This window comes from Pseudomonas sp. R84, from assembly GCF_009834515.1.
In the GTDB taxonomy this organism is placed as follows: domain Bacteria; phylum Pseudomonadota; class Gammaproteobacteria; order Pseudomonadales; family Pseudomonadaceae; genus Aquipseudomonas.
This window is the reverse complement of the sequence record NZ_CP019426.1, coordinates 219416-245214: the sequence shown is the minus strand read 5'-3', so window position 1 is coordinate 245214 and position 25799 is coordinate 219416. Positions and strand designations below refer to the sequence as shown.

Below are 25799 nucleotides of genomic sequence, written 5' to 3'. Positions count from 1 at the left end.
GCATTCCAAATGTAGGAGTGAGCCTGCTCGCGATGGCGCCGGATCAGGCGCTAGGATTCAGAGCTTGGCCGCTGCCAACTCAGGCGCCACCCAGTCATTGACCTTGAACGGCTTGCGAATCAGCTTCTGCTGCGCCGCCAGATCAACTTTGTCCTGCAAGCTGCCGAGGAACACCGGATCCAGTGTCGACGGGAACACTTCGTTCAATTTCTGATCCTGCAGATCCTGCGTCAGAATCACCGGCGGATAACTCGCCAATCCTGAGACCAATTGCACGTAAGCAGCCTTGTTGCTGTCCTGCGTCAACCACTCAACAGCTTGCTGTTGGGCTTTGAGCAGCTTGGCCACGACCTCCGGGTGCGCGTCGACAAACTTGCCCGTGCCGACCAATACCGACTGCACGCTGCCTGCGCCACCGAGATCCTTGGTGTTCAGCGGCAACTCGGCCAGCCCTTTGGCCTGCAATGCGGTCAACCCGGAACTGCCCCAGGACGCATCGATCTGCTTGGCTGCCAACGCCGCGACCGCTGCGTTGAAGTCCAGATTGATGACCTTCAGATCCTTCTCACTCAAGCCCTGACTGGCCAGCGCCGCATCAAACGACAACTGCGTCGCGGTACCGCGGAAAATCGCCACACGCTTGCCTTTGAGATCCTGGAGCGTCTTGATCCCCGACCCCGGCACGACGCCCAGATACTGCTTAACCCCACGGGCACTGGCGCTGAGCAACCGCGTATCGAGGCCATTGGACTTGCCGATGATTGCCGCCAGATCGCCCAGATACGCCAGATCAACCTGACCATTGGCAAATGCCTCGTTGATCACCGGCCCCGCACCTTTGAAGAAACTCCACTGAATCTTGATGCCCTGATCAGCGAAGGCCTTTTCGAAGATCTGCTGATCGCGCAGCACATCAACCACGCCACCGCCGCTGTGCTGGGTGCCGGCACTCAGGTCAGGCACGGCGATTCTGATTTCCTTGAGTTCGTCGGCATGCGCGGTGAACGCCAACAGGCCCGCCAGAGCAGGAACGGCAAACAGACTGAAAACACGTTTGAAGGGAAAGTTCATGGGTGCAGCTCCTTGATCACGACGGGCGTTGAGGAGTCGAAAGTAGGCCGAATGAACACCTTCGCTTAAATACTATAAACGCACATTTTTATAGCTTTTAACGCTAAGCAAGCAATAACGGGGCTTGCAGCGGCGTATGCATTAACAGCATCGAAAATATTCTTCGAATGCATTGGATGCGTGTGGGCTGGAAGCCTTAAATGGCGCTGCTTATCTCTAAAAATAACTTATTAAAAATTATTTATAACCATTTGATCTTAGTTAATACCGCTAGAGATCGCAGCCTTCGGCAGCTCCTACAGGGGTCAATTCAAGGACGCATTCCCCCGTAGGAGCTGCCGAAGGCTGCGATCTTTTGATCTTGATCTTGAGCCAACCCGACAACGGAGGTCATCCATGGCCCGCCCATCCTTGCTCAGTCTCCCACTGCCCGCGCCGCCGCTGAAAAGCCGCCGTACCTGGCCAAGCCTGAACCAACGCCTGTTGCCGTGGCTGTTGCCCCTCAGCCTGTTCGCCCTGTGGTGGCTGGCCGCCCGCAACGAATGGATGAGCGAACAGATCCTGCCTGCGCCGTCACTGGTGTGGAACAGCGCTGTCGAGTTATCGCAGGGCGAGTTATGGGGCCACTTGTGGATCAGTCTGCAGCGTTTGTTCTGGGGACTGCTCGCGGGGGTTTCTGCGGGTGCATTGCTCGGCGCAGCACTGGGATTCAGTCGTCGCCTTGAACGCTTGATCTTCCCGACCTTCGCCGGACTTTCACAAATACCGACGCTGGCGTGGATTCCCTTGTTCATGGTGTTTTTCGGCATCGGCGAAGTGCTGAAACTGGTGGTGCTGATCAAAGCCATCGTGGTTCCGGTAACCCTGCACACACTGGTCGGCGTAAGAGATGCACAACCAAAACTGCGCGAAGCTGCCGCTGTTTTACGCTTGCCGCCACACCTGCTGATCCGTCGCCTGGTGCTGCCCGCCACCCTCCCCGCGTTCATGGCTGGCGTACGTCTGGCGCTGGCCGCCGGATGGACTTCGTTGCTGGCGGTCGAACTGTTGGCCTCCAGTGAAGGCATCGGTTACCTGATGGTCTGGGCGCGGCAGTTGTTCATGCTCGACATCGTGTTCGTGTGCATCGTGGTCATCGGATTGATCGGTGTGGCGATGGATCGCGGCATCGGTCTGCTGGACAAGAAACTGGTGCACTGGCCGCATCCGGCCACCGCTGAAATTCGCCGCGGCCCGCGCTATGAAGGCTGGCAGCGTCTGCAGCCATGGCTGCTGCCGCTGAGCTTGCTGGCGTTGTGGCAACTGGCGAACGAACTGCAGTGGGTCGACGCCAACATTCTGGTCAGCCCGCTGGCCGTTTTAAGCACGGCATGGGATGGTCTGCTCGACGGCACGTTGATCAGCGGTATGGCCCTCAGTCTTGGTCGTACACTCGGTGGTCTGCTGCTTGGCGGCGGCCTCGGATTTGCCTTGGGCCTGCTGCTGGGTTTGTCGAACATCAGTGAACGCCTGCTCGGCCCGACCCTCGCCGCCCTACGCCAGATCGCCATCTTCGCCTGGGTGCCGCTGCTCACCGCGTGGTTCGGTCTCGGCGAACTGGCCAAGTGGGTGTTCGTCGCCCTCGCCGCCTTCTTTCCGCTGTTTATCGCCACGCAGCGCAGCGTCGCCAACCTCTCGCCACAACTCAACGAAGCCGCCCGAGTGTTGCGTCTGAGGCTCGGCCAACGCCTGCGTCGGCTGGTGCTGCCGGGCGCCGCGCCGGGGATTTTCGCCGGTCTGCGCCTGAGCCTGATCTACGCCTGGCTCGGCACCATCGGTGCTGAATATTTCATGCCGTCCAACGGCGGCATCGGCAGCCAGATGATCGGCGCCCAACAGTTGCTACGCATGGACTTGATCATGGCCGGCATGCTTTTCGTCGGCCTCACCGGCGCCCTGCTCAACCTCATTGGCCAACGCCTGGAAATTCGCGCGACCCGCTGGAGACACGCATGAACGCACCGATTGTCAGCTTCACCCATGTAGGCAAATCCTTCGATGTCGACGGTTTCGAACTGGAGGCGATTCGCGAATTCAATCTGGACATCGCCGAGGGCGAATTCGTCGCCATTGTCGGTTCCAGCGGTTGCGGCAAATCTACCTTGCTGCGTTTGCTGGTGGGTCTTGATACGCAGTTTCGCGGGCAGATCACGGTGGATGGCAAAGCCGTCAGCGGCATCGGCGGCGAGCGCGGCATCGTCTTTCAGGAGCACCGTTTGTTTCCGTGGTTGACCGTCGCTGACAACATCGGTCTGGGTCTGGTCAACGAGCCACTGAACGCTGCGCAGAAGCAACAGCGGGTCAACGACTTCATCGAGCTGGTCGGCCTGCGCGACTTCACCCGCGCCTATCCGCACCAGCTCTCCGGCGGCATGGCCCAGCGTGTGGCGATTGCTCGCGGCCTGGTTGCCAGTCCTAGAATTCTCCTGCTCGACGAACCGTTCGGCGCGCTCGATGCGCTGACTCGCCAGCAGATGCAGGACGAGCTGTTGGCGATCCGCGACCGCGCAAAAATCACCACGATTCTCGTCACCCATGACGTCGAAGAAGCGATCTTCCTCGCCGACCGCGTCGTGGTGATGGAGCCGCGTCCGGGGCGGATCAAGCAAGTGGTCGACATCGCCCTGCCGCACCCGCGCCAGCGCAGCAGTTTCGACTTCCATCAGTTGCGTGAAGAACTGCTGCACGAACTGACCAGTGACGACCATTACCAACCGAGCGTACCGGTGCAGATCCGCGATCTGCCGCTGACGTTCATTGCCTGCTGAACAGGAGTTTTGCGATGCCGCAACGTCCCAATTTTCTGGTGATTCTGGCCGACGATCTCGGCTTCTCCGACATCGGCGCGTTCGGCGGCGAAATCGCCACGCCGCACCTCGATGCCTTGGCCAACAACGGTCTGCGTCTGACTGATTTTCATACCGCGCCAACCTGCTCGCCAACCCGCTCGATGTTGCTCACCGGCACCGATCACCACATCGCCGGCATTGGCACCATGGCCGAAACGCTGACCCCGGATCTGATCGGCAAACCGGGTTACGAGGGCTATCTCAATGACCGCGTCGTCGCCCTGCCCGAGCTGCTGCGCGAGGCCGGTTATCAAACCTTGATGAGCGGCAAATGGCACTTGGGTTTGAAGGCTGAACTGGCGCCGCACGCACGAGGTTTCGAGCGCTCGTTTTCGCTGCTGCCGGGCGCGGCCAACCACTATGGTTTCGAGCCGACCTACGATGAGCAAACGCCCGGCCTGCTGAAATCCACGCCGGCGCTGTACATCGAGGACGACACGTTTCTCGACGAACTGCCGAAGGACTTCTATTCCTCCGATGCATTCGGCGACAAATTGCTGCAGTACCTCAAGGAACGTGACCAGACCCGGCCGTTCTTCGCCTACTTGCCGTTCTCCGCGCCGCACTGGCCGTTGCAGGCGCCCGCCGAGATCGTCGAGAAATACCGTGGCCGCTATGACGCTGGCCCCGAAGTGCTGCGTCTGGAGCGTCTGGAAAAACTCAAAGCCCTCGGTCTGATTGAACCGGACGTAGAGCCGCACCCGCTGATTCAGTTAACCCAGCAGTGGGACGCGTTGAGCGAGGAACAAAAACAGATTTCCGCGCGGGCCATGGAAGTCTACGCGGCGATGGTCGAGCGCATGGACTGGAACATTGGCCGGGTCATCGACTATCTGCGCCAGCAGGGGCAGCTCGACAACACCTTCATCCTGTTCATGTCCGATAACGGTGCCGAAGGCGCGCTGCTGGAAGCGTTCCCGAAATTCGGCCCGGAACTGGTGACCTATCTCAGCCAGCATTACGACAACAGCCTCGACAACATTGGCCGGGCCAATTCCTACGTCTGGTACGGGCCGAACTGGGCGCAGGTGGCGACCGCGCCATCGCGGCTGTTCAAGGCATTTACCACTGAGGGTGGGATTCGCGTGCCCGCGCTGCTGCACTATCCGCATCTGGCGATCAAAGGGCAGATCAGCCATGGTTTCGGCACGGTGATGGACATCACCCCGACGATTCTCGATCTGGCTGGCGTGCGTCATCCGGGCAAGCTCTGGCACGGCAAACCGGTGGCGCCGTTGCGCGGCAAATCGTGGCTGGGGTTCTTGTCTGGCGAGACTGCGCAGGTGCATGACGAGCACACGGTGACGGGTTGGGAATTGTTCGGGCGCCGGGCGATTCGGCAGGGGTCGTGGAAAGCGGTGTGGATTCCTGGGCCGGTCGGGCCGGCGACCTGGCAGCTGTATGATTTGAGTAGTGATCCGGGGGAAATTCATGATCTGGCGGTGAGTCGGCCGGAGAAGCTCAGCGCGTTGATCGGGCATTGGCAGCAGTATGTCGAGGAGACTGGGGTGATTTTGAGTGAGTCGCCATTTCAGCCGGATTAAGGGCGAGATCAAAAGCCCCTCACCCCAGCCCTCTCCCAGAGGGAGAGGGGGCCGACCGAGGTGTCTTTCGCTATACATCGACCTGAAAAATCGGGTCGATTATGGATTCAATGAGGAACATTCAGGTCGGCGTACTTCCCCAATATCCCCCAATCGGTCCCCTCTCCCTCCGGGAGAGGGCTAGGGTGAGGGCAGCTCGTCAGGCCTCCACCGCCTCCCCAGACACCGCGATTTCATCCCGACGAACAAACCGGTTCGCTCGCCCAAACGTGCCAAAATCATTAAACCGCACGCCCATCTCACGCATCACCCTATGCGCCACCGGCACCGTCATTTGGCGAATATAAAACGGTTCCTTCACAACAAAATGATGAATACCGTGACTGCTGCCAAAGTTGAAGCAAAACGCCTGCAACGGCCACAGCCACCAAGGGTTGAGCACCTGACACTGCTGCAGCACATTGCCCAGCTCGACATCGCCGTAGTAATGCATGTTCGAACTGATGAAGTGCAGGCAAAACGTGCGCAACACGTTCGGGCCGATGATCACCACGGCGGCAATATCGATCACCTGCATCACCGACAACGTCGTCGCTGACCATTCGATCGGTGAGCCCAGCAGGTATGCGATGCCGTTGGCAGCGTGAAAACCGAGAAACACGTACCACGCGCCCCAATGCACCAGCGCCAGCGGCGCGTAGACCTTCAACGTACGCTTGATGATGCTGAACTTGTGCGCCCAGGTCTTGGCCCGCAGCATGCGGATGAATGCCGACATGACGTTGTCGCCAACCATCAGCAAACGTGCAAAACCCCACGGCTCGCCGTTGGTGATCGCGCGTTCTTCCATGTCGGTCTCGGTGCCGGAGACCTTGTGGTGATTAAGGTGCAGATGCCGACGGATCCACGGGTTGATCGTGCTCGGCCGCGCCAGCCACACCAGGCCCATCATCAGGTTGTGCGGCACGCGCTGCTTGCGGAAATACATGCTGTGGATCAGGTCGTGTTCCAGCTCATGGGTCAACGAAGCAAAAAACGCGTTGAGCAACAAGCACACCCACCACGCCATATGGCCGGTGATGTACAGCGCCGCCGAGCCGATCATCCCGATCAGGGCAAAGGCCAGAATCCCCGCCCCAAGCGCATCCTGATGCTGGAGAATCGGGTAGCGCTCGCGCAGTTCGACGCCTTTGGCCAGCACCACTTGGCGAATATGCGCTGATCGCTGGGCCGCATTGTGTCGCTGGGGACTTGCAGAAGTACCGTCCATGCTTCCATCCTCGGGTTTATGATGTTCGCATCGTGCCTCGCCAGAGCTTCAATCGCGGTAGCCGAGAACGCCAACCTGTTGACCGGAAGCGCCAATCAGCATGAAGGAACCGACCTCCCTCGCCAGCTGGACCCGTGCCTTGCGCAAGCAACTCGATGCGTTGGGACTGGACAGCATAGCCTTGTGCCAGCAGGCCGGGCTCGACCCGAATTTGATGGACGACCCCAACGCGCGCTATCCATTGTCCGGCACCACACGCCTTTGGGAAATTGCCGTGCAGGTCAGTGGCGATCCGGCGATTGGTCTGCGCGTGTCGCGCTTCGTCAGCCCGACCACGTTCCATGCCCTCGGTTATGCGCTGGTCGCCAGCGGCAGTTTGCGCGAGGTGTTCGAGCGCATCGTGCGCTATCACCCGGTGGTCAGCGATGCGCTGGAACTGGAGCTGAGTCGTGGCGACGACTGCTATCAATTTCGTCTGAAAATTCCGTCAGGCAACCCGGCACCCGCCTTCGAAGCCATCGATGCGTTTACCGCGATCTACGTGCGCACCTGCCGCAATCGTCTTGGTCGCGATTACGCGCCGCTAGCGGTTTATCTGCGCCGCCCGGAACCGAGCGATGCGCTTCAATGGCACAAAGTCTTCCGCGCTCCGGTGCATTTTGGTTGTGCGGAGGATCGCCTGGAGTTCGCCCTTGCCGACTTTGACAGCCACCTCGACGACGCCAACCCGGAACTCGCCGAACACAACGAAGCCGTGCTCAAACGCACCATGGCCCAGCTCAAACCGCTGACCTGGGAGCGCAAGGTGCGCGATGCCATTGAAGAACAACTGCCGGAAGGTGAGCCGAGTGCTGAACGCATTGCCCAAGCCTTGCACCTGAGTTTGCGCAGCCTGCAACGGCATCTGGCGGATGAAGGTTCTCGCTTTGATACGTTGCTCAACGAGAGCCGGGAGAATCTGGCGCTGCTGCACCTGCGCGATCCGCAGTGCTCGTTGAGTGAGGTGAGTTATTTGCTCGGGTTTGCCGACACCAGCAGCTTCAGCCGCGCGTTCAAGCGCTGGACGGGGCTGACGCCGGGGCAGTTTCGTGATGGGTTGCGCTGATTGTCAGCTTTTAATCAGGCTGCGCGCCATACCAGACAACCATTGTTCGATCATCGCAGCACCCATCTCAGCGAACGCTGGATGACCTGCGCTGTACCCGGCCAGTTCGCCCATCGTTACCTGCATGCCATTAGCGACTTGCTGCAGTAATTCATTGCAACGCGCTTCGGTCAGATTGCAGGCAGTTCGACCGAAGCGCACCAGCATTTTGTGCTTTGGCCAAGCCTTCGAACCACCCAACAGCAACGCCATACTGTCGTTCTTTATGTAGACCGAGGTGGTGATAATGTCGTATGCGGGGGCGAGCCTGATTACTGATTCCTCGCCGCAGTTTTCGTAAAGCACGCCAAAATTTTTTAGATGCGCGTCGCCGTTTTTCAGGCCTGCGGACAAAGCCACTATTTTGAAAAATGCTTCCAGCGCCTGATTGAGCAATGCAGGTGAAACAAACGCTTTGATCTGCCGGGCCGCACCTTCGTAAGAGCCGTCGTATTTGGCTTTCGATGACCAACCATTGAGTACGCAGAAGTCCTCGAAACCGAGGTAGCCCGTAGGGCTCAAGTCAAAGCGCTCGATTACCAGAAACTTGCCATGTTCGCTCAGTTCAAACTGCGGAACCTCAAGCCCGCTGTGTTGCGCAGCACGCATGCAAAAGTATTCGTTGGTCGCCAAATGCGGATATTCATCGGCGCGAAAAGCTTTAACCAGGTGAGTGGACCCGCGATGAGTCAGGCGATCAATCGCCGCCGCGCTGTCACGCACCAGCACTTTGGGTTGCACACCGGACACACCGGAATACTGACCATAGGTTTGCAACAGTTCCTCGAACAGGTCTTGTGCACCATCGTGCACCAGCAGATCGGCCAGAGACGTTTCGGGCGGCCGATCCGTCATCGATGCGCTGGCAATGGATAACCGACCGAGCTGATAGGGGCCGACAATAGCCAGCAACGCAAAATCATCGAAGCCGCGAACCGCCTTACTGAAGCGCCGAACCAGCTCATCACGTAGCGCACCTTCCGGCAGATTCATCTCGAAAACCGGATGGATACCATGCTGCCAACCATAACTTTCCAGGCGGGACGGCATTGTCAGCGACACGGCATTTTCAGCACTGGCTTCCTCGCGGTAATTGAAGACGCTGTCGACTCGATCTTGCCCGCGCGCCAACGTCCCTACCGCTTGCCCGCCGACACAGACGTTTAATCGATCCGACGACTCAGTCATGGAAGTTAACCTTTTGCAGCGTATCGAGTGTCGGTCGACGAGACTGACGTGGAACCGCCGTCAGCTCATAGCCAAATCCGTTGAGGATCGCTTCGACTTTACGCACGCCGATTTCCGAAATAGTGTTGTTTTCGATCCCCGAAATCGTCGCGCGGCTCATTCCGTATTGCTGAGCCAGTGCCTGCTGAGTCATTTTGTTCGCCTTGCGCAGGGCTTTGATCAATTCACCAAGCTGTTCCATGTTATTTCCTGCATCAAATACGGTGCAAATTCAGATATTTGCTTAATTTGCATCGCATTTGATGCAGTCAGTGAGCAAGATTAGCCTAATTCCGAGTGAGCAAGTAGTAATCACCTGTTCACACCAAAACCCAGCTCAAAAATGGTGCCATCAGCATCACTGCTCACCCGCACCTGTCCCCCATGCAGTTGCATGATCGACTGGACAATCGCCAACCCCAACCCACCCGAATCCCCCGGCTCTGCCCGTGAAGGATCGACGCGGTAGAAACGGTCGAACAGTTTACCCAGATGCTCGGGTGCAATCGCCGGCCCGTGGTTGTGCACCTGCAACCAGCACCAACCTGACTCGTCGCGGCGGCGCAAGCTGATCACGGTTCCGGAGTCAGCGTGGCGCACGGCATTCGCCAATAAATTCCCGAGCGCCCGTTGCAGCAATTGCTGATCGGCAAGCAGTTCGCCATGCAGTTGATTGTCCAGCCGCAGATCGCGGTCATCGGCCAAGGCTTCAAAGTAATCACACAGTTCGCCGCCAACGCTGTGCAGATCCAGCAATTGCAGATTGAGCGCACGTTCTGCCTGCTCCGCACGAGCGAGGAACATCAGGTTCTCCGCCATGCGTTTGAGTCGCTCGAACTCTTCCATGTTCGAGGCCAGGACTTCCTGATACTCCTCGGTACTGCGCGGATGATTCAGCGCCTGGCCGTTGCTCGCCAACAGCGTGTGCAGCGGCGTACGAATCTCGTGGGCGAGGTCGGCGGAGAACTGCGACAGGCGCTGCACGCTGTCGTCCAGCCGCGCCAGCATGCCGTTGAGCGCCTGCACCGGTTCTAGCAGTTCGGCGGGCGTGCCGGTGGCGGGCAAGCGTTGATCGAGGCTGCGCAGGTCGATACCACGTACCGCTTCGCTCAACTGGCGCAACGGTCGCAGGCCCCGGCGCAGCAACAGCAAGCCCAAGGCAAAGGCGAGCAACGCACCGAGGCCAACCGACAGGTACAAGCGCATGCGATAGCTGCCGAGCATCTGCTCGCGCTCACTCAGCACTTTACCGGCGATGACCGTCAGCGGCTCGCCATTCGGCCCTTGCGCTTCGCCGGACAACAGCGCCAATTCGGCACCGTCCGGTGCTTGCCACGTGAGCACATCGGGGCGCTGCGGCGTTTGCTCGCGGGGGATCGCGTTCAGCGCGGGCAACTCGCGTTGCCGTGGGTTGATAGCGATCACACTGGAGCCATCGGCACGGCGCACCAGTAGCAGGCTGTCGAGATTGCCGAGCATGTTCTGATAGAGCCGCGGCCGTGCCTGCAATGCGCCCAAGCTATCGCTGTCGGCGAGCAAGGCACGCACTTGCTCCAGTCGACCGAGCAACGCGAGGTCATCACGCCAAGCGATTTCCGTGGCCAGCGAGCGGTAGAGAAACACGCCAATCGCACTCAGCACCAAAGCGCAAACCAATGCGAACGCCAGCGCCAAACGCCAGGCGATCGACCTAGAGCGCATCGTCAGGAGCTTCCAGCTGATAACCGACGCCGCGCACGGTGTGGATCAGTTTCGGCATGTAAGGATCATCGACTTTCGCGCGCAAACGACGCACCGCCACTTCGACCATGTTGGTGTCGCTGTCGAAATTCAGGTTCCACACCTGCGAGGCAATCAGCGTGCGCGACAGCACTTCGCCCTGGCGACTGGCGAGCAGTTGCAGCAGGGCGAATTCTTTGTTGGTCAGGGCGATGCGCTGGCCACCACGGCTGACGCGGCGGCGCAGCACGTCGATTTCCAGATCGGCGATGGTGTACGACTCGGCTTCGCGCATCGGCCCGCGCCGCAGCAAGGTGCGCACGCGCGCGAGCAGTTCGGCGAAGGCGAAGGGTTTGAGCAAGTAATCGTCGGCGCCCAGTTCGAGGCCGCGCACGCGGTCTTCAATGGCGTCCTTGGCGGTGAGGAACAGCACTGGCGTGGCGCCGCGCTGGCGGATCAGTTGCAGCAATTGCCAGCCATTGAGGCCGGGGAGCATCACGTCGAGGATGATCAGGTCGTATTCCTGCTGCTCGATAAAGTAGCGACCATCGAGACCATTGAGTGCCACGTCCACGGCAAAACCCGACTCGCCCAGGCCTTTGGCGAGGAAATTCGCGGTTTTGGCTTCATCTTCTACGACCAGCAAACGCATGGCACACCTCGATTGATAGGCACACAGGCTAGGCGCCTTCGGCAGCGTTGCCCATTACAAACTTGTAATCAGACTGACGAGGTTCTGACGAAGACCGGCGATTAAGGTGACGACCTTCGCTTTTGGAGCCTGTCCATGACCGTCAAATTCCTCGTTGCAAGCCTGATGATCGGCCTCAGTGGCGCGGCTGTCGCCAGCCCTGAACTGCCACGTCACGCCGACCTCGACCTGAAAACTGCACAGCTGCTCGCCGACACGGCAATGGCCAACTGCACCGGCACGGTGTCGGTACTCGATCGCGGCGGCAATCTGTTGGTGACCTTGCGCGGCGACGGTGTCGGCCCGCACAACACTGCTGCCAGCCAGCGCAAGGCTTACACCGCGCTGTCGACCAAAACCGCCACCCGGCTGTTCGCCGAACGCGCTCGCAGCAACCCGGAAACCGCCAACCTCAACACCCTCGACGAGTTGCTGCTGCTCGGCGGCGGGATCCCGCTGTTCCTCGGCACTGAACTGGTGGGCGCGATGGGCGTGGCCGGTTCCGGTGGCGGTGAGCAAGACGAAAACTGTGCGATCAAGGCGGCCGGGAAAACCGGTCTGGCCACTACCCGTTCCCAATAAGGAGACTCATCCATGACGACTATGCGCATGACCCTCGCCGCGCTCGGCCTGAGCGCGTTTTCAAGCCTTGCACTCGCCGCCGGTAATCCGTTGAGCGTGCACGTGCTCAATCTGGAAAATGGCCTGCCGTCGCCGGGCATCGACGTGACGCTGGAGAAACACGTTGGCCAGAACTGGCAGCCGTTGGCCCAAGGCACCACCAATGAACAGGGGCGGATCGCCGAGCTGTTCCCGGCCAAACAGCCTTTTGAAGCGGGTGAATACCGCGTAGTGTTCAAGACCGGCGAGTACTTCAAGAAGATCAAGCACGACACCTTCTTCCCGGAGATTCCGGTGATTTTTGAAGTGAAGCAGACCGATCAGCACTACCACATCCCGCTGCTGCTCAGCCCGTACGGTTTCTCGACCTATCGCGGTTCGTAAAACCAGCACAGATCAAAAATGTGGGAGCGAGCCTGCTCGCGAAGGCGTCGGTTCAGTCGAAATCTCAGTTGAATGACCCACCGCTTTCGCGAGCAGGCTCGCTCCCACAGGGGATCTCGGGTGCCCGTTAGATCGTGGCCAGGGCGCGCAATCGCGGGGCGTCGAGGATTTCGATCTCGCCATACCCGAGCCCGATAATCCCCTGTCCCTGGAAATCCTTGAGGATCTGGTTGGTGGTCTGCCGCGACAGCGACAGCATCGATGCCAACTGCTCCTGCGGCAGTTGCAGCACTCGGCGTGGCGCGTCGAGTTCGCCGTAACCTTCGGCAATCATCAGCAAGCGATGCGCCAGACGCGCCGGGGCCGGCAGCAGGCTCAGTTGTTCGAGGTTGATGAAGGTCAGGCGTAGTTTGTGGCTCATCAGCAGCGCCAGATGTCGCCAGTACACTGGATTTTCATCAAGCAACTTCAGTAACGGTGCCTGCGGGATATTGAGCAGCGTACACGGCCCAACTGCATACGCGTCATGGGTGCGCGGCTGGCCATCGAACAGGCAGATTTCACCAAACCAGTGCGGCGCTTCCACCAGACTCAGCAACGCTTCCTTACCCTGCTCACTCACCGCGCCGATACGCACCGCGCCATCGAGCACCGCGTACAAGCCGCACGGCGCATCACCGCGCTGGAACAAGCGCTGCCCTGCCGTCAGCCGCCGCTCCCGGGCCGCCGCGAGCAGACTATCCTGAAAGGACACCGGTAGATGACTGAACCACTGGCCGGTCATCAATCGCGAACGCATTTGCATAAACACTCCTGGATTGTCGCCTGCCTGACAGAGCGAACCCTGATCCCGAGGGATGATGCGATCAACCCTACCGGAGGAACAACAATGAAAAGCCTCGTCGACCATCTCAGTCAATACGCTGCCTACCACCGTGATCCGCGCAACATCGCCAGCCACTTTATCGGCATTCCGCTGATTGTGGTGGCGGTGGCGGTTTTGTTGTCGCGGCCAGAATGGTCGCTGGGTGGGTTGTGGATATCTCCAGCCGTTGTCGTGGCGCTGGCCTCGGCGTGGTTTTATCTGCGTCTGGAGGTGAAGTTCGGGGTGCTGATGACGCTGCTGATGGGGCTGTCAGTCTGGGCCGGGCATGTGCTGGCGCAGCAGAGCACCCTGGTCTGGCTGAGCAGTGGTCTGGCGATGTTTGTGGTCGGCTGGGTGATCCAGTTTGTCGGGCATCACTATGAAGGGCGAAAACCGGCGTTTGTCGATGATGTCAGCGGACTGATTGTCGGGCCGTTGTTTGTCGTGGCCGAGTTGGCGTTCATGCTGGGCATGCGGCATGAATTGAAAGAGCAGATCGAGGCGCGGGCGGGGGTGGTACGAGTTAATCCAAATCGCAAAGCGGCGGCTTAGGCCGCTTAAAAGATCGCAGCCTGCGGCAGCTCCTAAAGTGGGTTTGGTCGATCACAAAATGTGTGACCAACCGAAACCCCTGTAGGAGCTGCCGCAGGCTGCGATCTTTTGACTTTAGAGGCTGGCGACTTTCTGCCAGACCTTCGGCTTGAAGAACAGGGTTTCACCCTTGGCCAAGCCGATCAGGCTGTCATGGTCTTTCACCACTTCGGCCTCGATCAGATCAGTCTGCCCTTCTACCTTCAACGTCACCCGCGTGGTCGCGCCCAACGGCCGGATATCACGCACCTCAGCGGCATGGTGATCTTCCAGTTCGTGTTTGGACAACGATACTTCATGCGGGCGGAACAGCACGTGATTGTCGTCGCTCAGCAGCAAGCGGTTCGAATCGCCGAGGAAGTGATAAACGAAATCGCTGGCCGGGTTTTCGTAGACGTCGCCCGGTGAGCCAATCTGTTCGATCACGCCCTTGTTCATCACCACGATACGGTCGGCGACTTCCATCGCCTCTTCCTGGTCGTGGGTCACGAACACCGAGGTCAGATTGATGTCTTCGTGCAACCGCGCCAGCCAGCGGCGCAGTTCTTTACGCACCTTGGCATCAAGCGCGCCGAACGGCTCATCCAGCAGCAGTACTTTCGGTTCGACCGCCAAGGCACGGGCCAAAGCAATCCGCTGACGCTGGCCACCGGACAACTGCTCCGGATAACGATCCGACAGCCAATCCAGCTGCACCATGTTCAGCAACTCATGAACCTTGGTCGCGATCTGGCTTTCGCTCGGGCGCTGGTTTTTCGGTTTCATGCGCAGGCCAAAGGCGACGTTATCGAAAACGGTCATGTGGCGGAACAACGCGTAATGCTGGAACACAAAACCGACGTTGCGATCACGCACATCGTGGCCGGAGACGTCTTCGCCGTGGAAGACGATGTTGCCCTGATCCGGGGTTTCCAGACCGGCGATGATCCGCAGCAGGGTGGTCTTGCCGCAGCCCGACGGGCCGAGCAGCGCCACCAACTCACCGCTGTGGATGTCCAGGCTGATGTTGTCCAGCGCCTTGAAGGCATTGAAATTCTTGCTGACGTTACGCACTTCGATCGACATGAATTATTCCTCCGCGGCGCTGGCGCGCAGGCGGTTGATACGGTTTTCGCTCCACTGCTTGAGCAGCAGGATGAAGAGCGCCAGGATCAGCAACAGGCTCGCCACAGCGAACGCGGCCACGTGGTTGTATTCGTTGTAGAGGATCTCGACGTGCAACGGCAAGGTGTTGGTCACCCCGCGAATGTGCCCGGACACCACCGACACCGCACCGAATTCACCCATGGCCCGCGCGGTACACAGCACCACGCCATAGATCAGGCCCCATTTGATGTTGGGGACGGTGACGTGCCAGAACATCTGCCAGCCATTGGCGCCGAGCAAACGCGCGGCTTCCTCTTCCTGCGTGCCTTGTTCCTGCATCAGCGGGATCAGTTCACGAGCCACGAACGGCACGGTGACGAAGATCGTCGCCAGCACGATGCCCGGCAAGGCGAAGACGATCTGGATGTCGTGATCCTGCAGCCAAGGCCCGAACAGGCCCTGCGCGCCAAACATCAGCACGTAGACCAGACCGGCGATCACCGGCGATACCGAGAACGGCAAGTCAATCAGGGTCACCAGCATGCTCTTGCCGCGGAACGAGTACTTGCTCACGCACCACGCGGCGCTGACGCCGAACACCAGGTTCAACGGCACAGAAATCAACACGGCGAACACGGTGAGTTTCAGTGCCGACAGTGCATCCGGTTCAAAGATCGCGGTGAAGAACGCACCGAGGCCATTTTTCAAACCCTGCGATACCACAATGAACAACGGCAGCAGCAGAAACAGGAAAAAGACCAGCCAGCCAAGGCCGATCAGGATTCTGCGCGAAGTGGCACTGCCACGGCGTGCAGCGTTGGCCGAAGAGGCGGCCGCAATAGACGATTGGGACATGTTCGCGCCTCCTTATGGGGTTTCGATGCGCCGCTGCAGCAAGTTGATCAGCAGCAACAGGACGAAGGAAACCACCAGCATCAGCACGCCGATGGCGGTAGCGCCGGTGTAATCGTATTGGTCGAGTTTGACCATGATCAGCAGCGGCAGGATTTCGGTTTTCATCGGCATGTTGCCGGCGATGAAAATCACCGAACCGTACTCGCCGACGCCACGCGCAAACGCCAGGGCAAAACCGGTCAGCCAGGCTGGCAGCAGCGCAGGTACGAGGATGTGGCGGAACACCTGCAAGGGTTTCGCGCCGAGGCACGCGGCAGCTTCTTCGACTTCACGGGGAATGTCGGCCAGCACCGGCTGTACCGTGCGCACCACGAACGGCAGGGTGACGAAGGTCAGCGCCAGAGTGATACCGAGCGGGGTGTAGGCGATTTTGAAACCGAGGTCAGCGGCGAATTGGCCGACCAGACCAGCCGGCGCATACAGCGCGGTCAGCGCGATACCGGCCACCGCTGTCGGCAGGGCGAACGGCAGATCGATCATCGCGTCGATCACCTTGCGCCCCGGGAAGGTGTAGCGCACCAGCACCCAGGCCAGCAACGTGCCGATGATGCCGTTGATGATCGCAGCGCACAGCGCGGTGCCGAAGCTCAGCTTCAAGGCCGCAAGCACCCGCGGTGCGGAGATGATCGCCCAGAACTGATCCCAGGTGAGTTGGGCGGCGTGGACGAACATCGCCGCCAGCGGGATAAGCACAATCAGGCTGAGGTACACCAAGGTGTAGCCCAGCGTCAGCCCGAAGCCGGGTATGACGGGGGAGATACGACGCGACATAAAAGTCCTTGGTTAAAAAGCATTCCGCTGAACGCACCAATGTGGGAGCGAGCTTGCTCGCGAAGAGGGAGTATCAGCCAACTCTACGTCGTCTGACACTCCGCTTTCGCGAGCAAGCTCGCTCCCACATTTTCCGCGCCTGGCTTCAGGCTTGATGTGTGGCTGAAGTCAGATTACTGCGCCTGATAAATCTGGTCGAACACGCCACCGTCGTTGAAGAATTTAGGTTGCGCGGTTTTCCAGCCGCCGAAGTCCTTGTCGATGGTCACCAGGTCCAGTTTCGGGAACTGCTGGGCGTACTTCGCGGCCACGTCCTTGTCACGCGGACGGTAGAAGTTCTTCGCGGCGATCTCCTGACCGGCCGGGCTGTACAAGTGCTTCAGATAGGCTTCGGCGATCTGCTCGTTGCCCTTCTTCTCGGCGTTCTTGTCGACCACCGCCACTGGCGGCTCGGCGAGGATCGACAGCGAAGGCACGACAATGTCGAACTTGTCGGCGCCGCCATCTTCTTTCAGTGCCAGGAACGCTTCGTTTTCCCAAGCCAGTAACACATCACCCTGACCGTTGTTGACGAAGGTAATGGTCGAACCGCGTGCACCGGTATCCAGCACTGGCACGTGCTTGAACAGGGTCTGCACATATTCTTTGGCTTTGGCTTCGTCACCGCCGTTGGCTTTCAGGCCATAGGCCCACGCGGCGAGGAAGTTCCAGCGGGCGCCGCCGGAGGTTTTCGGGTTCGGGGTGATCACCGAGACGTCGTTCTTGACCAGATCGCCCCAGTCCTTGATGCCTTTAGGGTTGCCCTTGCGCACCAGGAAGACGATGGTCGAGGTGTACGGCGTGCTCGCTTCCGGCAGACGCTTCTGCCAGTCGGCGGGCAGGGTCTTGCCGAGTTTGGCGATTTCGTCGATGTCACCGGCCAATGCCAGGGTCACGACGTCGGCACGCAGACCGTCGATCACCGCACGGCCCTGCTTGCCCGAACCACCGTGGGATTGCTGGATTTTAACGGTGTCGCCAGCGTGGTCTTTCTGCCAGAACTTGATGAATTCAGCGTTGTAGTCCTGATACAGCTCGCGCGTCGGGTCATACGACACGTTGAGCAGTTCGTAATCCTTGGCAACGGCGGAACCGGCAAACACAGCACTGGCCAGGGCGGCCAAAGCGTAACGGCGAATCGACGACATGGTGAAAGCTCCTGGAATTCTTGGTGGTGGCTTTTTCTTATGAATATCTGGAATCGGATGTGCCGGCTAAAGATCGTCCGATCGCGGCCCGAACCTTCGGCAGCTCCTACACACAGCCCCCTGTAGGAGCTGCCGCAGGCTGCGATCTTTTGATCTTCAACTCAGCCCGGTTGTTTGCCCGGCTGCTGCAAACGGAATTTCTCTTTGCGTTCGATCTGCACGACTTGCGCGTTGTGCACAGTGATCTCCACCGCGCCGAAACGCAGATCGCGCAGGGCGCTCTGGATTTCACGCAAGATGGTGCTTTCGTCCTGACCGTCAACGCTGCGAAGGGATGCGCTCATGGTGCTGCTCCTTTGAATGGGATTTGCCTGGCAGTGGGCGGCACTGCGTTCGGCGTAGGAGCAATATAAGAGAGGCGCGGATATTCTTAAAAAGACTATTTAAGAATGTTTATATAACTAGAAACCATTATGTGGCGGGGCAAGGGCTTGCAGCCTGTTGAAGCAAAAGATCGCAGCCTTCGGCAGCTCCTACAGGGATCGGTGTAGGAGCTGCCGCAGGCTGCGATCTTTTGATCTTTTAACCAATCACCGGAGTTCTCGCCCAATCAATCTCCTTTGCCGGACTCGGCCGCCCAAACCAGTACCCCTGCCCCAGGTCACATTCCTGTCCCAACAGAAACGCCGCCTGCTCAACCTGTTCAATACCCTCGGCATGCACCTGCATGCCCATGCTCCGGGCCAACGCGATAATCACCCGGACAATCGCCGCGTCATCTTCATCCCACGGCAACCCGGCAACGAAACCCTGATCGATCTTCAATTTCTGCACCGGCAAGCGCTTGAGCCGTAACAGCGACGAATAGCCCGTGCCGAAATCATCGATGGCCAGGCGAATACCCAGTTCGCGCAAACGATGCATCTGCTCCAGAGCCACCTCTGGATCATCCATCACCGCGCTTTCAGTCACCTCCAGCTCCAGATACGCCGGATCCAGCCCGGTGTCGTGCAGCACCTGCGCCACCTGCTGATACAACTCACGCCGGGCAAACAGGCGCGAAGACACATTTACCGCGACAAAAGACAGCACGATCCCGGCCTGCTGCCACTCACACATCTGCCGACACGCCTGCTGCATGACCCAAGCGTCGATTTCGGCGATCAACCCGGTGCGTTCAGCGATCGGAATGAACTCCGCCGGCGACACCAGACCACGCACCGGATGCTGCCAGCGCACCAAGGCTTCGACGCCAATCAGGCGACTGGTTTTCAAGTCATGCACGGGTTGGTAGTAAACCCGCAGTTCCTGCTGCTCCAGCGCGCGGCGCAGCTCGAATGCGATCTCCACACGTTGCTGGGCGTGGGCGGTAAGTTCTTCGGTGTACAAGGCGTAACCGTTGCGACCGCTACTTTTGGCCTTGAACAACGCCGCATCGGCATTGCGCAACAGTTGCTCGGCGCTTAGCGCATCGCTGGGGAACAGACTGATGCCGAGGCTGGCGTTGATGAACAACTGATTGCCATCAATACAGAACGGCTCCTTCAGCGCATCGAGAATGCGTTGCGCCAGCGCCGCCGCCTGCACCGGCTGTGGACAACTTTCCGCCAGTACCGCGAACTCATCGCCGCCGAGCCGCGCCAGGGTAATCCCGGGGCCGAACAGCGCTTGCAAACGCGCCGCCACGGCCTTGAGCAAGCGATCGCCGACGTTATGGCCGAGGCTGTCGTTGATCATCTTGAAGTGATCGAGATCGAGCATCAGCAATGCACAGCCGCGCTTGTGGTTTTGCGCCGAGGCCAGCGCCTGCTCGGCGCGATCGCTGAACAGCAGACGATTGGGCAGATCGGTCAGCGGATCGTGGTGTGCGAGGTGTTTGAGTTCATGCTCGGAATCCTTGATCGCGCTGATGTCGGAAAACACCGCGACGTAATGGCTGAGCCGGCCCTGATCATCGTGAATGACCCGGATGGTCTGCCACTGTGGATAAATCTCGCCGCTTTTGCGCCGGTTCCAGATCTCGCCGCTCCATTCGCCCTGCGACTCAAGAGTAGCGAACATCGCCTGATAGAACCCTGGCGGATGGTGGCCGGATTTGAACAGACTCGGCTGTTGCCCAATGACTTCTTCACGCTGATAACCGGTAATCTCGATGAACGCGCGATTGACGTGCACGATCAGCCCTTGATGGTTGGTCACCAACACCCCTTCGCGGGTGCAATCGAAGACCGCCGCGGCCTGACGCAGGCGTTCGCGATCAGCGTGGCGCTCGCGCAAACGCGCGCCAATCCCGAGAAACTCACACAATCGCGCCCGCGCCAGGAAAATCAGCCCGGCGCTGAGCGCCGCAAAGACGTAACCGTTGATCAGTTGCCATCGGGCAAGATCGACGGAGTTATCGAAGAAATTGTTTAATAAATGATCAGTACCTTGCAGCCAGACAGCGGCAAGCACGAGATAGAGCAGCGCTGCACGCAATGCATCGCGGTAAGTGGCAGGCATTCGGCTGTCCATGTCCCTACAAAAAGGTTGGAATTATAGGTCAAGAAACATTCAGCGACTCTTATCTGAAAGGGTGACTGGTTTTATCTGTGTGCTTGGTGATAATGCAGATAATGCAACGGCTGTTTTTATCTTTATCGAGGGCCCTATAGCCTATGTGGTACGAAGGTTTTCTTGGCTTGTCGGCCTGGTCTCTGGTCGCAGTCACCTTGCTGATGACCCACGTGACAATTGTCGGCGTCACGGTCTATCTGCACCGTTACTCGGCCCATCGCTCGCTGGAGCTGAATGCTGGCCTGAAGCACTTTTTCCGTTTCTGGCTGTGGCTGACCACGGCGCAGAACACCCGCGAGTGGACCGCCATCCATCGTAAACACCACGCCAAGTGCGAAACCGAAGACGACCCGCACAGCCCGGTCATCAAGGGTTTGTCGACGGTGCTGCGCACCGGTGCCGAGCTGTACCGCGCCGAAGCGCAGAACCCGGAAACCCTGCGCATCTACGGCAAGAACTGCCCCGAAGACTGGATCGAACGCAACGTCTACAGCCGCTACCCGCTGCTGGGCGTGGCAATCATGGGCGTTATCGACCTGCTGCTGTTCGGCACCATCGGCATCACCATCTGGGCGATCCAGATGATGTGGATCCCGGTGTGGGCTGCCGGCGTCATCAACGGTCTGGGCCATGCTGTCGGTTACCGCAACTTCGAATGCCGCGACGCGGCGACCAATCTGGTGCCGTGGGGCATCCTGATCGGCGGCGAAGAACTGCATAACAACCATCACACCTACCCTAACTCGGCCAAGCTGTCGGTGAAGAAGTGGGAGTTCGACCTCGGCTGGGCGTGGATCAAAGTCTTCAGCTTCCTGCGTCTGGCCAAGGTTCAGCGTGTAGCGCCGATCGCTCACCGTGTTGAAGGCAAGGGCAATCTGGACATGGACACCGCCATGGCCATCCTCAACAACCGTTTCCAGATCATGGCCCAGTACCGCAAATTGGTGATCGGTCCGCTGGTCAAGCAAGAACTGGCCAAGGTCGATCATTCGGTGCGCCACCAGTTCCACCGCGCCAAGCGTCTGCTGTCGCGGGAAACCAGCCTGCTGGAAGATCGTCACCACGTGCGCATCCAGACCATGCTCGAGCACAGTCAGGCGTTGAAGGTAATTTACGAAAAACGCCTGGCCCTGCAGCAGATCTGGGTCAAGACCAGCGCAAATGGCCACGACATGCTCGCGGCCATCAAAGAGTGGATTCTCGAGGCGGAAGCCAGTGGCATCCAGTCCCTGCGCGAGTTCGCTGACCAGTTGAAAACCTACTCGCTGCGTCCTGCAGCAGTCTGAGACCGTTGATCGGTGCACCCGGCTCCCGGGTGCACCCTTCGGAACTTCGCTAAAAATCGCCTATCTCAAAGACACTTCGCCATCCCGGCGGGCTGTACTGTGGCCGTTGTCGAATTGCGGCACGTCCTTTGAGATCTGTGCCGATGGTCAATAACAACCAAAAAGACTCATCCTTACCGCAGTGGCCCGAGGCCGCGCAAACCCTGATGGCGTTGATGCATGCCCAAGGCGAGGTCGCTCGGCTAAGCGAACGCGAGCAGCTGTTCAGCTCTTTGCTGGTCAGCGTCAACGCCGTGCTCTGGGCTTTCAACTGGGAAACCCGTCAGGTGCTGTACGTCAGCCCCGCCTACGAACGGATTTTCGGTCGCTCCGCCGGCCTGCTGCTCGCCGACTACAACCAATGGCGCGACAGCATCTACCCCGACGATCTGGAATACGCCGAACGCAGCCTCACCGAAGTCCTGCACAAAGGTGCGGTAGAAGATCGCGAATACCGCATCATCGCCGCCGACGGCCAGGTGCGCTGGCTCAGCGATAAGTGCTTCATCAACCGTCAGGACGAGCCGGGGCAACCGGTGATCATCGTCGGCATCGCCGAGGACATCACTGACAAGAAGCAGATGGAAACCGAGCTGCATCGCTTGGCGACCACCGACGTGCTGACGCAAAGCAGCAACCGCCGTCACTTCTTCGAGTGCGCCAACCGCGAGTTCGAAGAGGCGCGTGCGCAGGGTTCGCCCATGGCGTTTTTGCTGCTCGATATCGATGACTTCAAAGTGATCAACGACAGTTACGGCCATCCCGAAGGCGACAACGTGTTGCAGCGGATTGCCGAGTGCGGGCGTGGCTCGTTACGTCGCGGTGATCTGTTCGGGCGGATTGGCGGGGAAGAGTTTGCGGCGGTGTTTCCAGGGTGCGCACCGGACATGGCCATGCAAGTGGCCGAGCGACTGCAGCAGGAAATTCAGCGGTTGAGCTTCAGCCATGACGGCCAGACGTACGGCATCACAGTCAGCCAGGGGCTGACCAGCCTTACCGGGGAAGACGAAAGCCTCGACAGCCTGTTCGCCCGTGCGGATGCGGCCATGTATGAGGCCAAGCGACAGGGCAAGAACCGCATCATTTCTGCCTGACCCGTATCTCAGCTACACAGAGATCCATTGTAGGAGTGAGCCTGCTCGCGATAGCGGTGTGTCGGACACACAGAATTGACTGACACACCGCTATCGCGAGCAGGCTCACTCCTACATTGGAATTGTGTAAGTCAGGTTATTTGCGCATCCGCATCAACTCCGGCAGCCCGATCTTGAGCAACCGCGCCGTGCGGCTCTTCGCCAACTCCTCCACGCCCTCATGCTCGGTCAAGCGGGCCATCTGCGCCGCCATGTTCATCACCAGCGCCTCACGCGAATACACCCCGCCGCCGAGCTGGTAGACCGAGGCAATCAGCTCCCGCAACTCCAGCGGCAGGCGCCAGCGAGTACGCAGAGCCGAACCGTAAGCGGCGCCAAATTCCGCCAGCGCGTCGCCCACCTCCTCCCACTCATCCAGCTCTCCACCGGCCTGCTGCCATTCCTGCAGACAACGCAGCAACGCCAGATCACCCAAGCGATGCAGCATGCCCGCGCAGTAACAGCGCTCCTGATCGAGATCGAGAAGCCGCGCCAACGTGCGCGCATATTCCGCAGTGTGTAGCGACAATCCCCAATAACGCTCGGCGTAATCCGCCAGACACGGATCACTGAGCCTGGCGCTGCGCTTGAGTGCCAGCCCCAGAATCAGGTTCATGCTCTGTCCGGTGCCCAAGCGATGCAGGGCTTGCGCCAGTGTTTGCACCGGCGCGCCGTGGTGCTGCGCCGCGCTGTTGGCCGCAGCGATCAACACCGCCGTGATCTGTGGATCGGTTTTGATCTCATCTTCCAGCAACTTCAGATCGAGGCCATTGGGATTGAGGCTGCGCTTCACCGCCACCTGCACATCGGTCATCAACGGTGCGCCGTCGGCTTGCTCGCGGCGGCGCTCAAGAAATACTGCCAAGGTCATGCCCGGCGCCAATGCCGGCACCTCACAGAACACCTCTTCACCGGCATTCAGCAACAAGCCTTGTAAACGCTCAGTCAGGTTTTCCATGTTCAGTGGTTTGGTCAGATACGCCGTCGGCGCCAACGGAATCGCTTCGCGCACACTGGCGCTGTCGTTGCGGTTGCTCATCAGAATGAACGGCAGCGGTGGATTGCGCTTGCGCTGACGCACGCTGCGCAGCACATTCAAACCATCGACGCCGGGCAGTTCCCAATCGACGATGGCGAGGTCATACGGAATTTCGCTGAGCATCGACATGGCTTGCTGGCCATCGGCACACAGATCCAGCCGTGCATCGCAACGCACGTTCAGCAACACTTGTTTGAGCAAGTCGCGAGACCACGGATCAGCCTCGGCAATCAGCACTCGCGGTACGGCGGGTAAATCAACGGCAGTCATGCGCGCTCTCCCTTGCAATGCCTGAACCTTAGCCAATGCTGGCCATTCGATACAGCGCTAAAGCGCTCGATGTGTTTCAAGGGGCGTAAAAAAACCCGCCGAAGCGGGTTTTTGTCGATCAGGTCACACGGGGTGATCAGAGCTCGGAGAAGCACTCTTCGATGATCGCCAGGCCTTTATCCAGTTGCTCGTCCGGCGAGGTCAGCGGTACGAGGACGCGCAGAACGTTGCCGTAGGTGCCGCAGGACAGCAGGATCAGGCCCTTGTCGCGCGCCTTGGCCACAACCGACGCTACTGCTGCAGCGTTTGGCTTGTGGCTGTCACCGTTTTCGAAGAGCTCGACCGCGATCATCGCGCCCAGGGCTCGGACTTCGCCAATCACCGGATACTTGGCCTGGATAGCTTTCAGGCCAGTGACCAGACGTTCGCCGACAGCCTTGCAGCGGTCCAGCAGTTGCTCTTCTTCGAACACTTCCATCACTGCCAGAGCAGCGGCGCAAGCGATCGGGCTACCGGCGTAGGTGCCGCCCAGGCCGCCTGGCGCAATGGCGTCCATGTATTCGGCCTTGCCGCAAACACCGGCGAGCGGGAAGCCGCCAGCGATGGATTTGGCGAAGGTGGTCAGATCAGCAGCAACGCCCATCTGTTCCATGGCGAAGAACGTACCGGTACGGCCAGCGCCGGTTTGTACTTCGTCAGCGATCAGCAGGATGCCGTGCTGGTCGCACAGCGCGCGCAGGCGCTTCATGAACTCTTTCGGCGCAACGTAGAAACCACCTTCACCCTGCACAGGCTCGATGATGATTGCGGCGATGTCTTTTGGCTCGGCGTCGTTCTTGAAGATGCGTTCGATGGAAGCGATCGAATCGTCGATGCTCACGCCGTGCAGTTCGTTCGGGTACAGCGCGCGGAAGATGCCGCCTGGCATCAGGCCCATGCCAGCCGAGTAAGGCACGACTTTACCGGTCAGACCCAAAGTCATCATGGTGCGACCGTGGTAGGCGCCGGTGAAGGCGATCACGCCAGCACGGCCAGTGGCGGCACGGGCGATTTTCACGGCGTTTTCCACGGCCTCGGAACCGGTGGTGACCAGCAGGGTTTTCTTGGCGAAATCACCTGGGACCTTCGCGTTGATCTTTTCGCACAGCTCAACGTACGGCTCGTAAGCCAGTACCTGGAAGCAGGTGTGGGTCAGCTTGTTCAGCTGTTCGGTCACGGCGGCGATGATTTTCGGGTGCACGTGGCCGGTGTTCAGTACAGCGATGCCGCCGGCGAAGTCGATGAACTCACGACCTTCAACGTCAGTCACGGTAGCGTTCTTTGCCGATTCAGCGAAGATCGGGTGAATCTGGCCAACACCACGTGGAACAGCTGCGGTACGACGGGCCATCAGTTCAGCGTTAGTCTTGCTCATTACAGTCCTCATTCGCCGCTCATCGGGCGGCGTGGTTCAAGGATTAAGCGGGAGAAATCGACGGTGGCAGCATGCGATGATCGACTGC

The 25799-nt window shown here is 59.4% G+C and carries 24 protein-coding genes; 9 read left to right on the top strand and 15 right to left on the bottom strand.

Annotated features, from left to right (window positions below; translation table 11 throughout):
- Positions 1–57: 57 nt before the first annotated feature.
- A complete protein-coding gene (locus tag PspR84_RS01070; RefSeq protein WP_160054690.1) occupies positions 58–1071 on the bottom strand; it encodes an ABC transporter substrate-binding protein in 1014 nt (337 codons plus the stop codon).
- 396 nt (positions 1072–1467) lie between these two features.
- Between PspR84_RS01070 and PspR84_RS01065 the strand changes: the two genes are divergently transcribed.
- From PspR84_RS01065 to PspR84_RS01055, 3 genes are read left to right on the top strand one after another with little or no spacing between them, the layout of a single operon-like run.
- On the top strand, positions 1468–3066 hold the full coding sequence (locus tag PspR84_RS01065) for an ABC transporter permease subunit (RefSeq protein WP_160054688.1): 1599 nt from the start codon (positions 1468–1470) through the stop codon (positions 3064–3066).
- Positions 3063–3878, top strand: coding sequence for an ABC transporter ATP-binding protein (locus tag PspR84_RS01060; protein ID WP_160054686.1), 816 nt, complete (start codon positions 3063–3065; stop codon positions 3876–3878). The genes PspR84_RS01065 and PspR84_RS01060 overlap by 4 nt, the downstream gene beginning before the upstream one ends.
- Before the next feature lie 14 nt (positions 3879–3892).
- The gene (locus tag PspR84_RS01055) at positions 3893–5503 is read left to right on the top strand and encodes an arylsulfatase (RefSeq protein WP_160054684.1); all 1611 of its coding nucleotides are present in this window, start codon (positions 3893–3895) and stop codon (positions 5501–5503) included.
- A 199-nt stretch (positions 5504–5702) separates the two neighbouring features.
- On the opposite strand, the gene PspR84_RS01050 is transcribed toward PspR84_RS01055, so the two are convergent.
- Positions 5703–6773: a fatty acid desaturase gene (locus PspR84_RS01050; protein ID WP_160054682.1), complete on the bottom strand. Its 1071-nt coding sequence runs from the start codon at positions 6771–6773 to the stop codon at positions 5703–5705.
- 100 nt (positions 6774–6873) lie between these two features.
- Between PspR84_RS01050 and PspR84_RS01045 the strand changes: the two genes are divergently transcribed.
- Entirely contained in the window at positions 6874–7878 is a 1005-nt protein-coding gene (locus PspR84_RS01045) for an AraC family transcriptional regulator (RefSeq protein WP_160054680.1), read from the top strand.
- Between the two features lie 3 nt (positions 7879–7881).
- Here the strand turns inward: PspR84_RS01045 and PspR84_RS01040 are convergent, their stop codons facing one another.
- The 4 genes from PspR84_RS01040 to PspR84_RS01025 form a co-directional block, all read right to left on the bottom strand.
- Entirely contained in the window at positions 7882–9105 is a 1224-nt protein-coding gene (locus PspR84_RS01040) for a type II toxin-antitoxin system HipA family toxin (RefSeq protein WP_160054678.1), read from the bottom strand.
- Entirely contained in the window at positions 9098–9346 is a 249-nt protein-coding gene (locus PspR84_RS01035) for a helix-turn-helix transcriptional regulator (RefSeq protein ID WP_160054676.1), read from the bottom strand. The genes PspR84_RS01040 and PspR84_RS01035 overlap by 8 nt, the downstream gene beginning before the upstream one ends.
- 110 nt (positions 9347–9456) lie before the next feature.
- Positions 9457–10845 carry a heavy metal sensor histidine kinase gene (locus PspR84_RS01030; protein ID WP_160054674.1) on the bottom strand — a complete coding sequence of 463 codons (1389 nt, stop codon included), beginning with the start codon at positions 10843–10845 and terminating at the stop codon, positions 9457–9459.
- On the bottom strand, positions 10835–11515 hold the full coding sequence (locus PspR84_RS01025; RefSeq protein WP_016987597.1) for a heavy metal response regulator transcription factor: 681 nt from the start codon (positions 11513–11515) through the stop codon (positions 10835–10837). Before PspR84_RS01025 ends, PspR84_RS01030 begins: the two co-directional genes overlap by 11 nt.
- 135 nt (positions 11516–11650) lie before the next feature.
- On the opposite strand from PspR84_RS01025, the gene PspR84_RS01020 reads away from it, so the two are divergent.
- Together PspR84_RS01020 and uraH are read left to right on the top strand one after the other, a co-directional pair.
- The gene (locus tag PspR84_RS01020; RefSeq protein WP_160054672.1) at positions 11651–12136 is read left to right on the top strand and encodes a heme-binding protein; all 486 of its coding nucleotides are present in this window, start codon (positions 11651–11653) and stop codon (positions 12134–12136) included.
- A 12-nt stretch (positions 12137–12148) separates the two neighbouring features.
- Entirely contained in the window at positions 12149–12559 is a 411-nt protein-coding gene (uraH, locus tag PspR84_RS01015) for a hydroxyisourate hydrolase (RefSeq protein WP_116029342.1), read from the top strand.
- 127 nt (positions 12560–12686) lie between these two features.
- Here uraH and PspR84_RS01010 read toward each other — a convergent pair whose 3' ends face one another.
- Positions 12687–13364, bottom strand: coding sequence for a Crp/Fnr family transcriptional regulator (locus PspR84_RS01010; RefSeq protein ID WP_160054670.1), 678 nt, complete (start codon positions 13362–13364; stop codon positions 12687–12689).
- Between the two features lie 84 nt (positions 13365–13448).
- Between PspR84_RS01010 and PspR84_RS01005 the strand changes: the two genes are divergently transcribed.
- Complete coding sequence (locus PspR84_RS01005; protein ID WP_160054668.1) at positions 13449–13976, top strand: Mpo1-like protein; 528 nt, start codon at positions 13449–13451, stop codon at positions 13974–13976.
- 114 nt (positions 13977–14090) lie between these two features.
- Here PspR84_RS01005 and PspR84_RS01000 read toward each other — a convergent pair whose 3' ends face one another.
- The 6 genes from PspR84_RS01000 to dibA all read right to left on the bottom strand — a co-directional run bounded on the left by PspR84_RS01000 (position 14091) and on the right by dibA (position 20476).
- On the bottom strand, positions 14091–15080 hold the full coding sequence (locus tag PspR84_RS01000) for a sulfate ABC transporter ATP-binding protein (RefSeq protein ID WP_003220514.1): 990 nt from the start codon (positions 15078–15080) through the stop codon (positions 14091–14093).
- Between the two features lie 3 nt (positions 15081–15083).
- Positions 15084–15956, bottom strand: coding sequence for a sulfate ABC transporter permease subunit CysW (gene cysW, locus PspR84_RS00995; protein ID WP_038367233.1), 873 nt, complete (start codon positions 15954–15956; stop codon positions 15084–15086).
- Between the two features lie 12 nt (positions 15957–15968).
- Positions 15969–16787: a sulfate ABC transporter permease subunit CysT gene (gene cysT, locus PspR84_RS00990; RefSeq protein ID WP_008080019.1), complete on the bottom strand. Its 819-nt coding sequence runs from the start codon at positions 16785–16787 to the stop codon at positions 15969–15971.
- Positions 16788–16960: 173 nt separating this feature from the next.
- Complete coding sequence (locus PspR84_RS00985) at positions 16961–17974, bottom strand: sulfate ABC transporter substrate-binding protein (RefSeq protein ID WP_007917681.1); 1014 nt, start codon at positions 17972–17974, stop codon at positions 16961–16963.
- Between the two features lie 161 nt (positions 17975–18135).
- Positions 18136–18318, bottom strand: coding sequence for a sulfur starvation response protein OscA (oscA, locus tag PspR84_RS00980; protein ID WP_007917682.1), 183 nt, complete (start codon positions 18316–18318; stop codon positions 18136–18138).
- 238 nt (positions 18319–18556) lie between these two features.
- Positions 18557–20476, bottom strand: coding sequence for a phosphodiesterase DibA (gene dibA / locus PspR84_RS00975; RefSeq protein WP_160054666.1), 1920 nt, complete (start codon positions 20474–20476; stop codon positions 18557–18559).
- A gap of 155 nt (positions 20477–20631) precedes the next feature.
- Here dibA and desA point away from each other — a divergent pair, with 155 nt between their 5' ends.
- Together desA and PspR84_RS00965 are read left to right on the top strand one after the other, a co-directional pair.
- Positions 20632–21816 carry a delta-9 fatty acid desaturase DesA gene (gene desA / locus PspR84_RS00970; RefSeq protein WP_160054664.1) on the top strand — a complete coding sequence of 395 codons (1185 nt, stop codon included), beginning with the start codon at positions 20632–20634 and terminating at the stop codon, positions 21814–21816.
- Between the two features lie 143 nt (positions 21817–21959).
- Positions 21960–22949 (top strand): sensor domain-containing diguanylate cyclase, encoded by a 990-nt coding sequence (locus PspR84_RS00965; protein ID WP_160054662.1) that lies wholly within the window; start codon positions 21960–21962, stop codon positions 22947–22949.
- A gap of 136 nt (positions 22950–23085) precedes the next feature.
- On the opposite strand, the gene PspR84_RS00960 is transcribed toward PspR84_RS00965, so the two are convergent.
- Together PspR84_RS00960 and gabT are read right to left on the bottom strand one after the other, a co-directional pair.
- On the bottom strand, positions 23086–24297 hold the full coding sequence (locus tag PspR84_RS00960) for a response regulator (RefSeq protein WP_160054660.1): 1212 nt from the start codon (positions 24295–24297) through the stop codon (positions 23086–23088).
- A gap of 136 nt (positions 24298–24433) precedes the next feature.
- Positions 24434–25711 carry a 4-aminobutyrate--2-oxoglutarate transaminase gene (gene gabT, locus PspR84_RS00955; RefSeq protein ID WP_007917687.1) on the bottom strand — a complete coding sequence of 426 codons (1278 nt, stop codon included), beginning with the start codon at positions 25709–25711 and terminating at the stop codon, positions 24434–24436.
- Between the last annotated feature and the right edge of the window lie 88 nt (positions 25712–25799).

Coding starts and splice junctions, on each gene's coding strand:
- gabT (WP_007917687.1), bottom strand. CDS start 25,711: ATGAGCAAGACTAACGCTGAACTGATGGCCCGTCGTACCGCAGCTGTT.
- PspR84_RS01050 (WP_160054682.1), bottom strand. CDS start 6,773: ATGGACGGTACTTCTGCAAGTCCCCAGCGACACAATGCGGCCCAGCGA.
- PspR84_RS01000 (WP_003220514.1), bottom strand. CDS start 15,080: ATGTCGATCGAAGTGCGTAACGTCAGCAAGAATTTCAATGCCTTCAAG.
- uraH (WP_116029342.1), top strand. CDS start 12,149: ATGACGACTATGCGCATGACCCTCGCCGCGCTCGGCCTGAGCGCGTTT.
- PspR84_RS01035 (WP_160054676.1), bottom strand. CDS start 9,346: ATGGAACAGCTTGGTGAATTGATCAAAGCCCTGCGCAAGGCGAACAAA.
- PspR84_RS01055 (WP_160054684.1), top strand. CDS start 3,893: ATGCCGCAACGTCCCAATTTTCTGGTGATTCTGGCCGACGATCTCGGC.
- PspR84_RS01010 (WP_160054670.1), bottom strand. CDS start 13,364: ATGCAAATGCGTTCGCGATTGATGACCGGCCAGTGGTTCAGTCATCTA.
- PspR84_RS01005 (WP_160054668.1), top strand. CDS start 13,449: ATGAAAAGCCTCGTCGACCATCTCAGTCAATACGCTGCCTACCACCGT.
- oscA (WP_007917682.1), bottom strand. CDS start 18,318: ATGAGCGCATCCCTTCGCAGCGTTGACGGTCAGGACGAAAGCACCATC.
- PspR84_RS01060 (WP_160054686.1), top strand. CDS start 3,063: ATGAACGCACCGATTGTCAGCTTCACCCATGTAGGCAAATCCTTCGAT.
- PspR84_RS01040 (WP_160054678.1), bottom strand. CDS start 9,105: ATGACTGAGTCGTCGGATCGATTAAACGTCTGTGTCGGCGGGCAAGCG.
- PspR84_RS00960 (WP_160054660.1), bottom strand. CDS start 24,297: ATGACTGCCGTTGATTTACCCGCCGTACCGCGAGTGCTGATTGCCGAG.
- PspR84_RS01070 (WP_160054690.1), bottom strand. CDS start 1,071: ATGAACTTTCCCTTCAAACGTGTTTTCAGTCTGTTTGCCGTTCCTGCT.
- PspR84_RS00985 (WP_007917681.1), bottom strand. CDS start 17,974: ATGTCGTCGATTCGCCGTTACGCTTTGGCCGCCCTGGCCAGTGCTGTG.
- cysT (WP_008080019.1), bottom strand. CDS start 16,787: ATGTCGCGTCGTATCTCCCCCGTCATACCCGGCTTCGGGCTGACGCTG.
- PspR84_RS01020 (WP_160054672.1), top strand. CDS start 11,651: ATGACCGTCAAATTCCTCGTTGCAAGCCTGATGATCGGCCTCAGTGGC.
- PspR84_RS00965 (WP_160054662.1), top strand. CDS start 21,960: ATGGTCAATAACAACCAAAAAGACTCATCCTTACCGCAGTGGCCCGAG.
- PspR84_RS01030 (WP_160054674.1), bottom strand. CDS start 10,845: ATGCGCTCTAGGTCGATCGCCTGGCGTTTGGCGCTGGCGTTCGCATTG.
- cysW (WP_038367233.1), bottom strand. CDS start 15,956: ATGTCCCAATCGTCTATTGCGGCCGCCTCTTCGGCCAACGCTGCACGC.
- dibA (WP_160054666.1), bottom strand. CDS start 20,476: ATGCCTGCCACTTACCGCGATGCATTGCGTGCAGCGCTGCTCTATCTC.
- PspR84_RS01045 (WP_160054680.1), top strand. CDS start 6,874: ATGAAGGAACCGACCTCCCTCGCCAGCTGGACCCGTGCCTTGCGCAAG.
- desA (WP_160054664.1), top strand. CDS start 20,632: ATGTGGTACGAAGGTTTTCTTGGCTTGTCGGCCTGGTCTCTGGTCGCA.
- PspR84_RS01065 (WP_160054688.1), top strand. CDS start 1,468: ATGGCCCGCCCATCCTTGCTCAGTCTCCCACTGCCCGCGCCGCCGCTG.
- PspR84_RS01025 (WP_016987597.1), bottom strand. CDS start 11,515: ATGCGTTTGCTGGTCGTAGAAGATGAAGCCAAAACCGCGAATTTCCTC.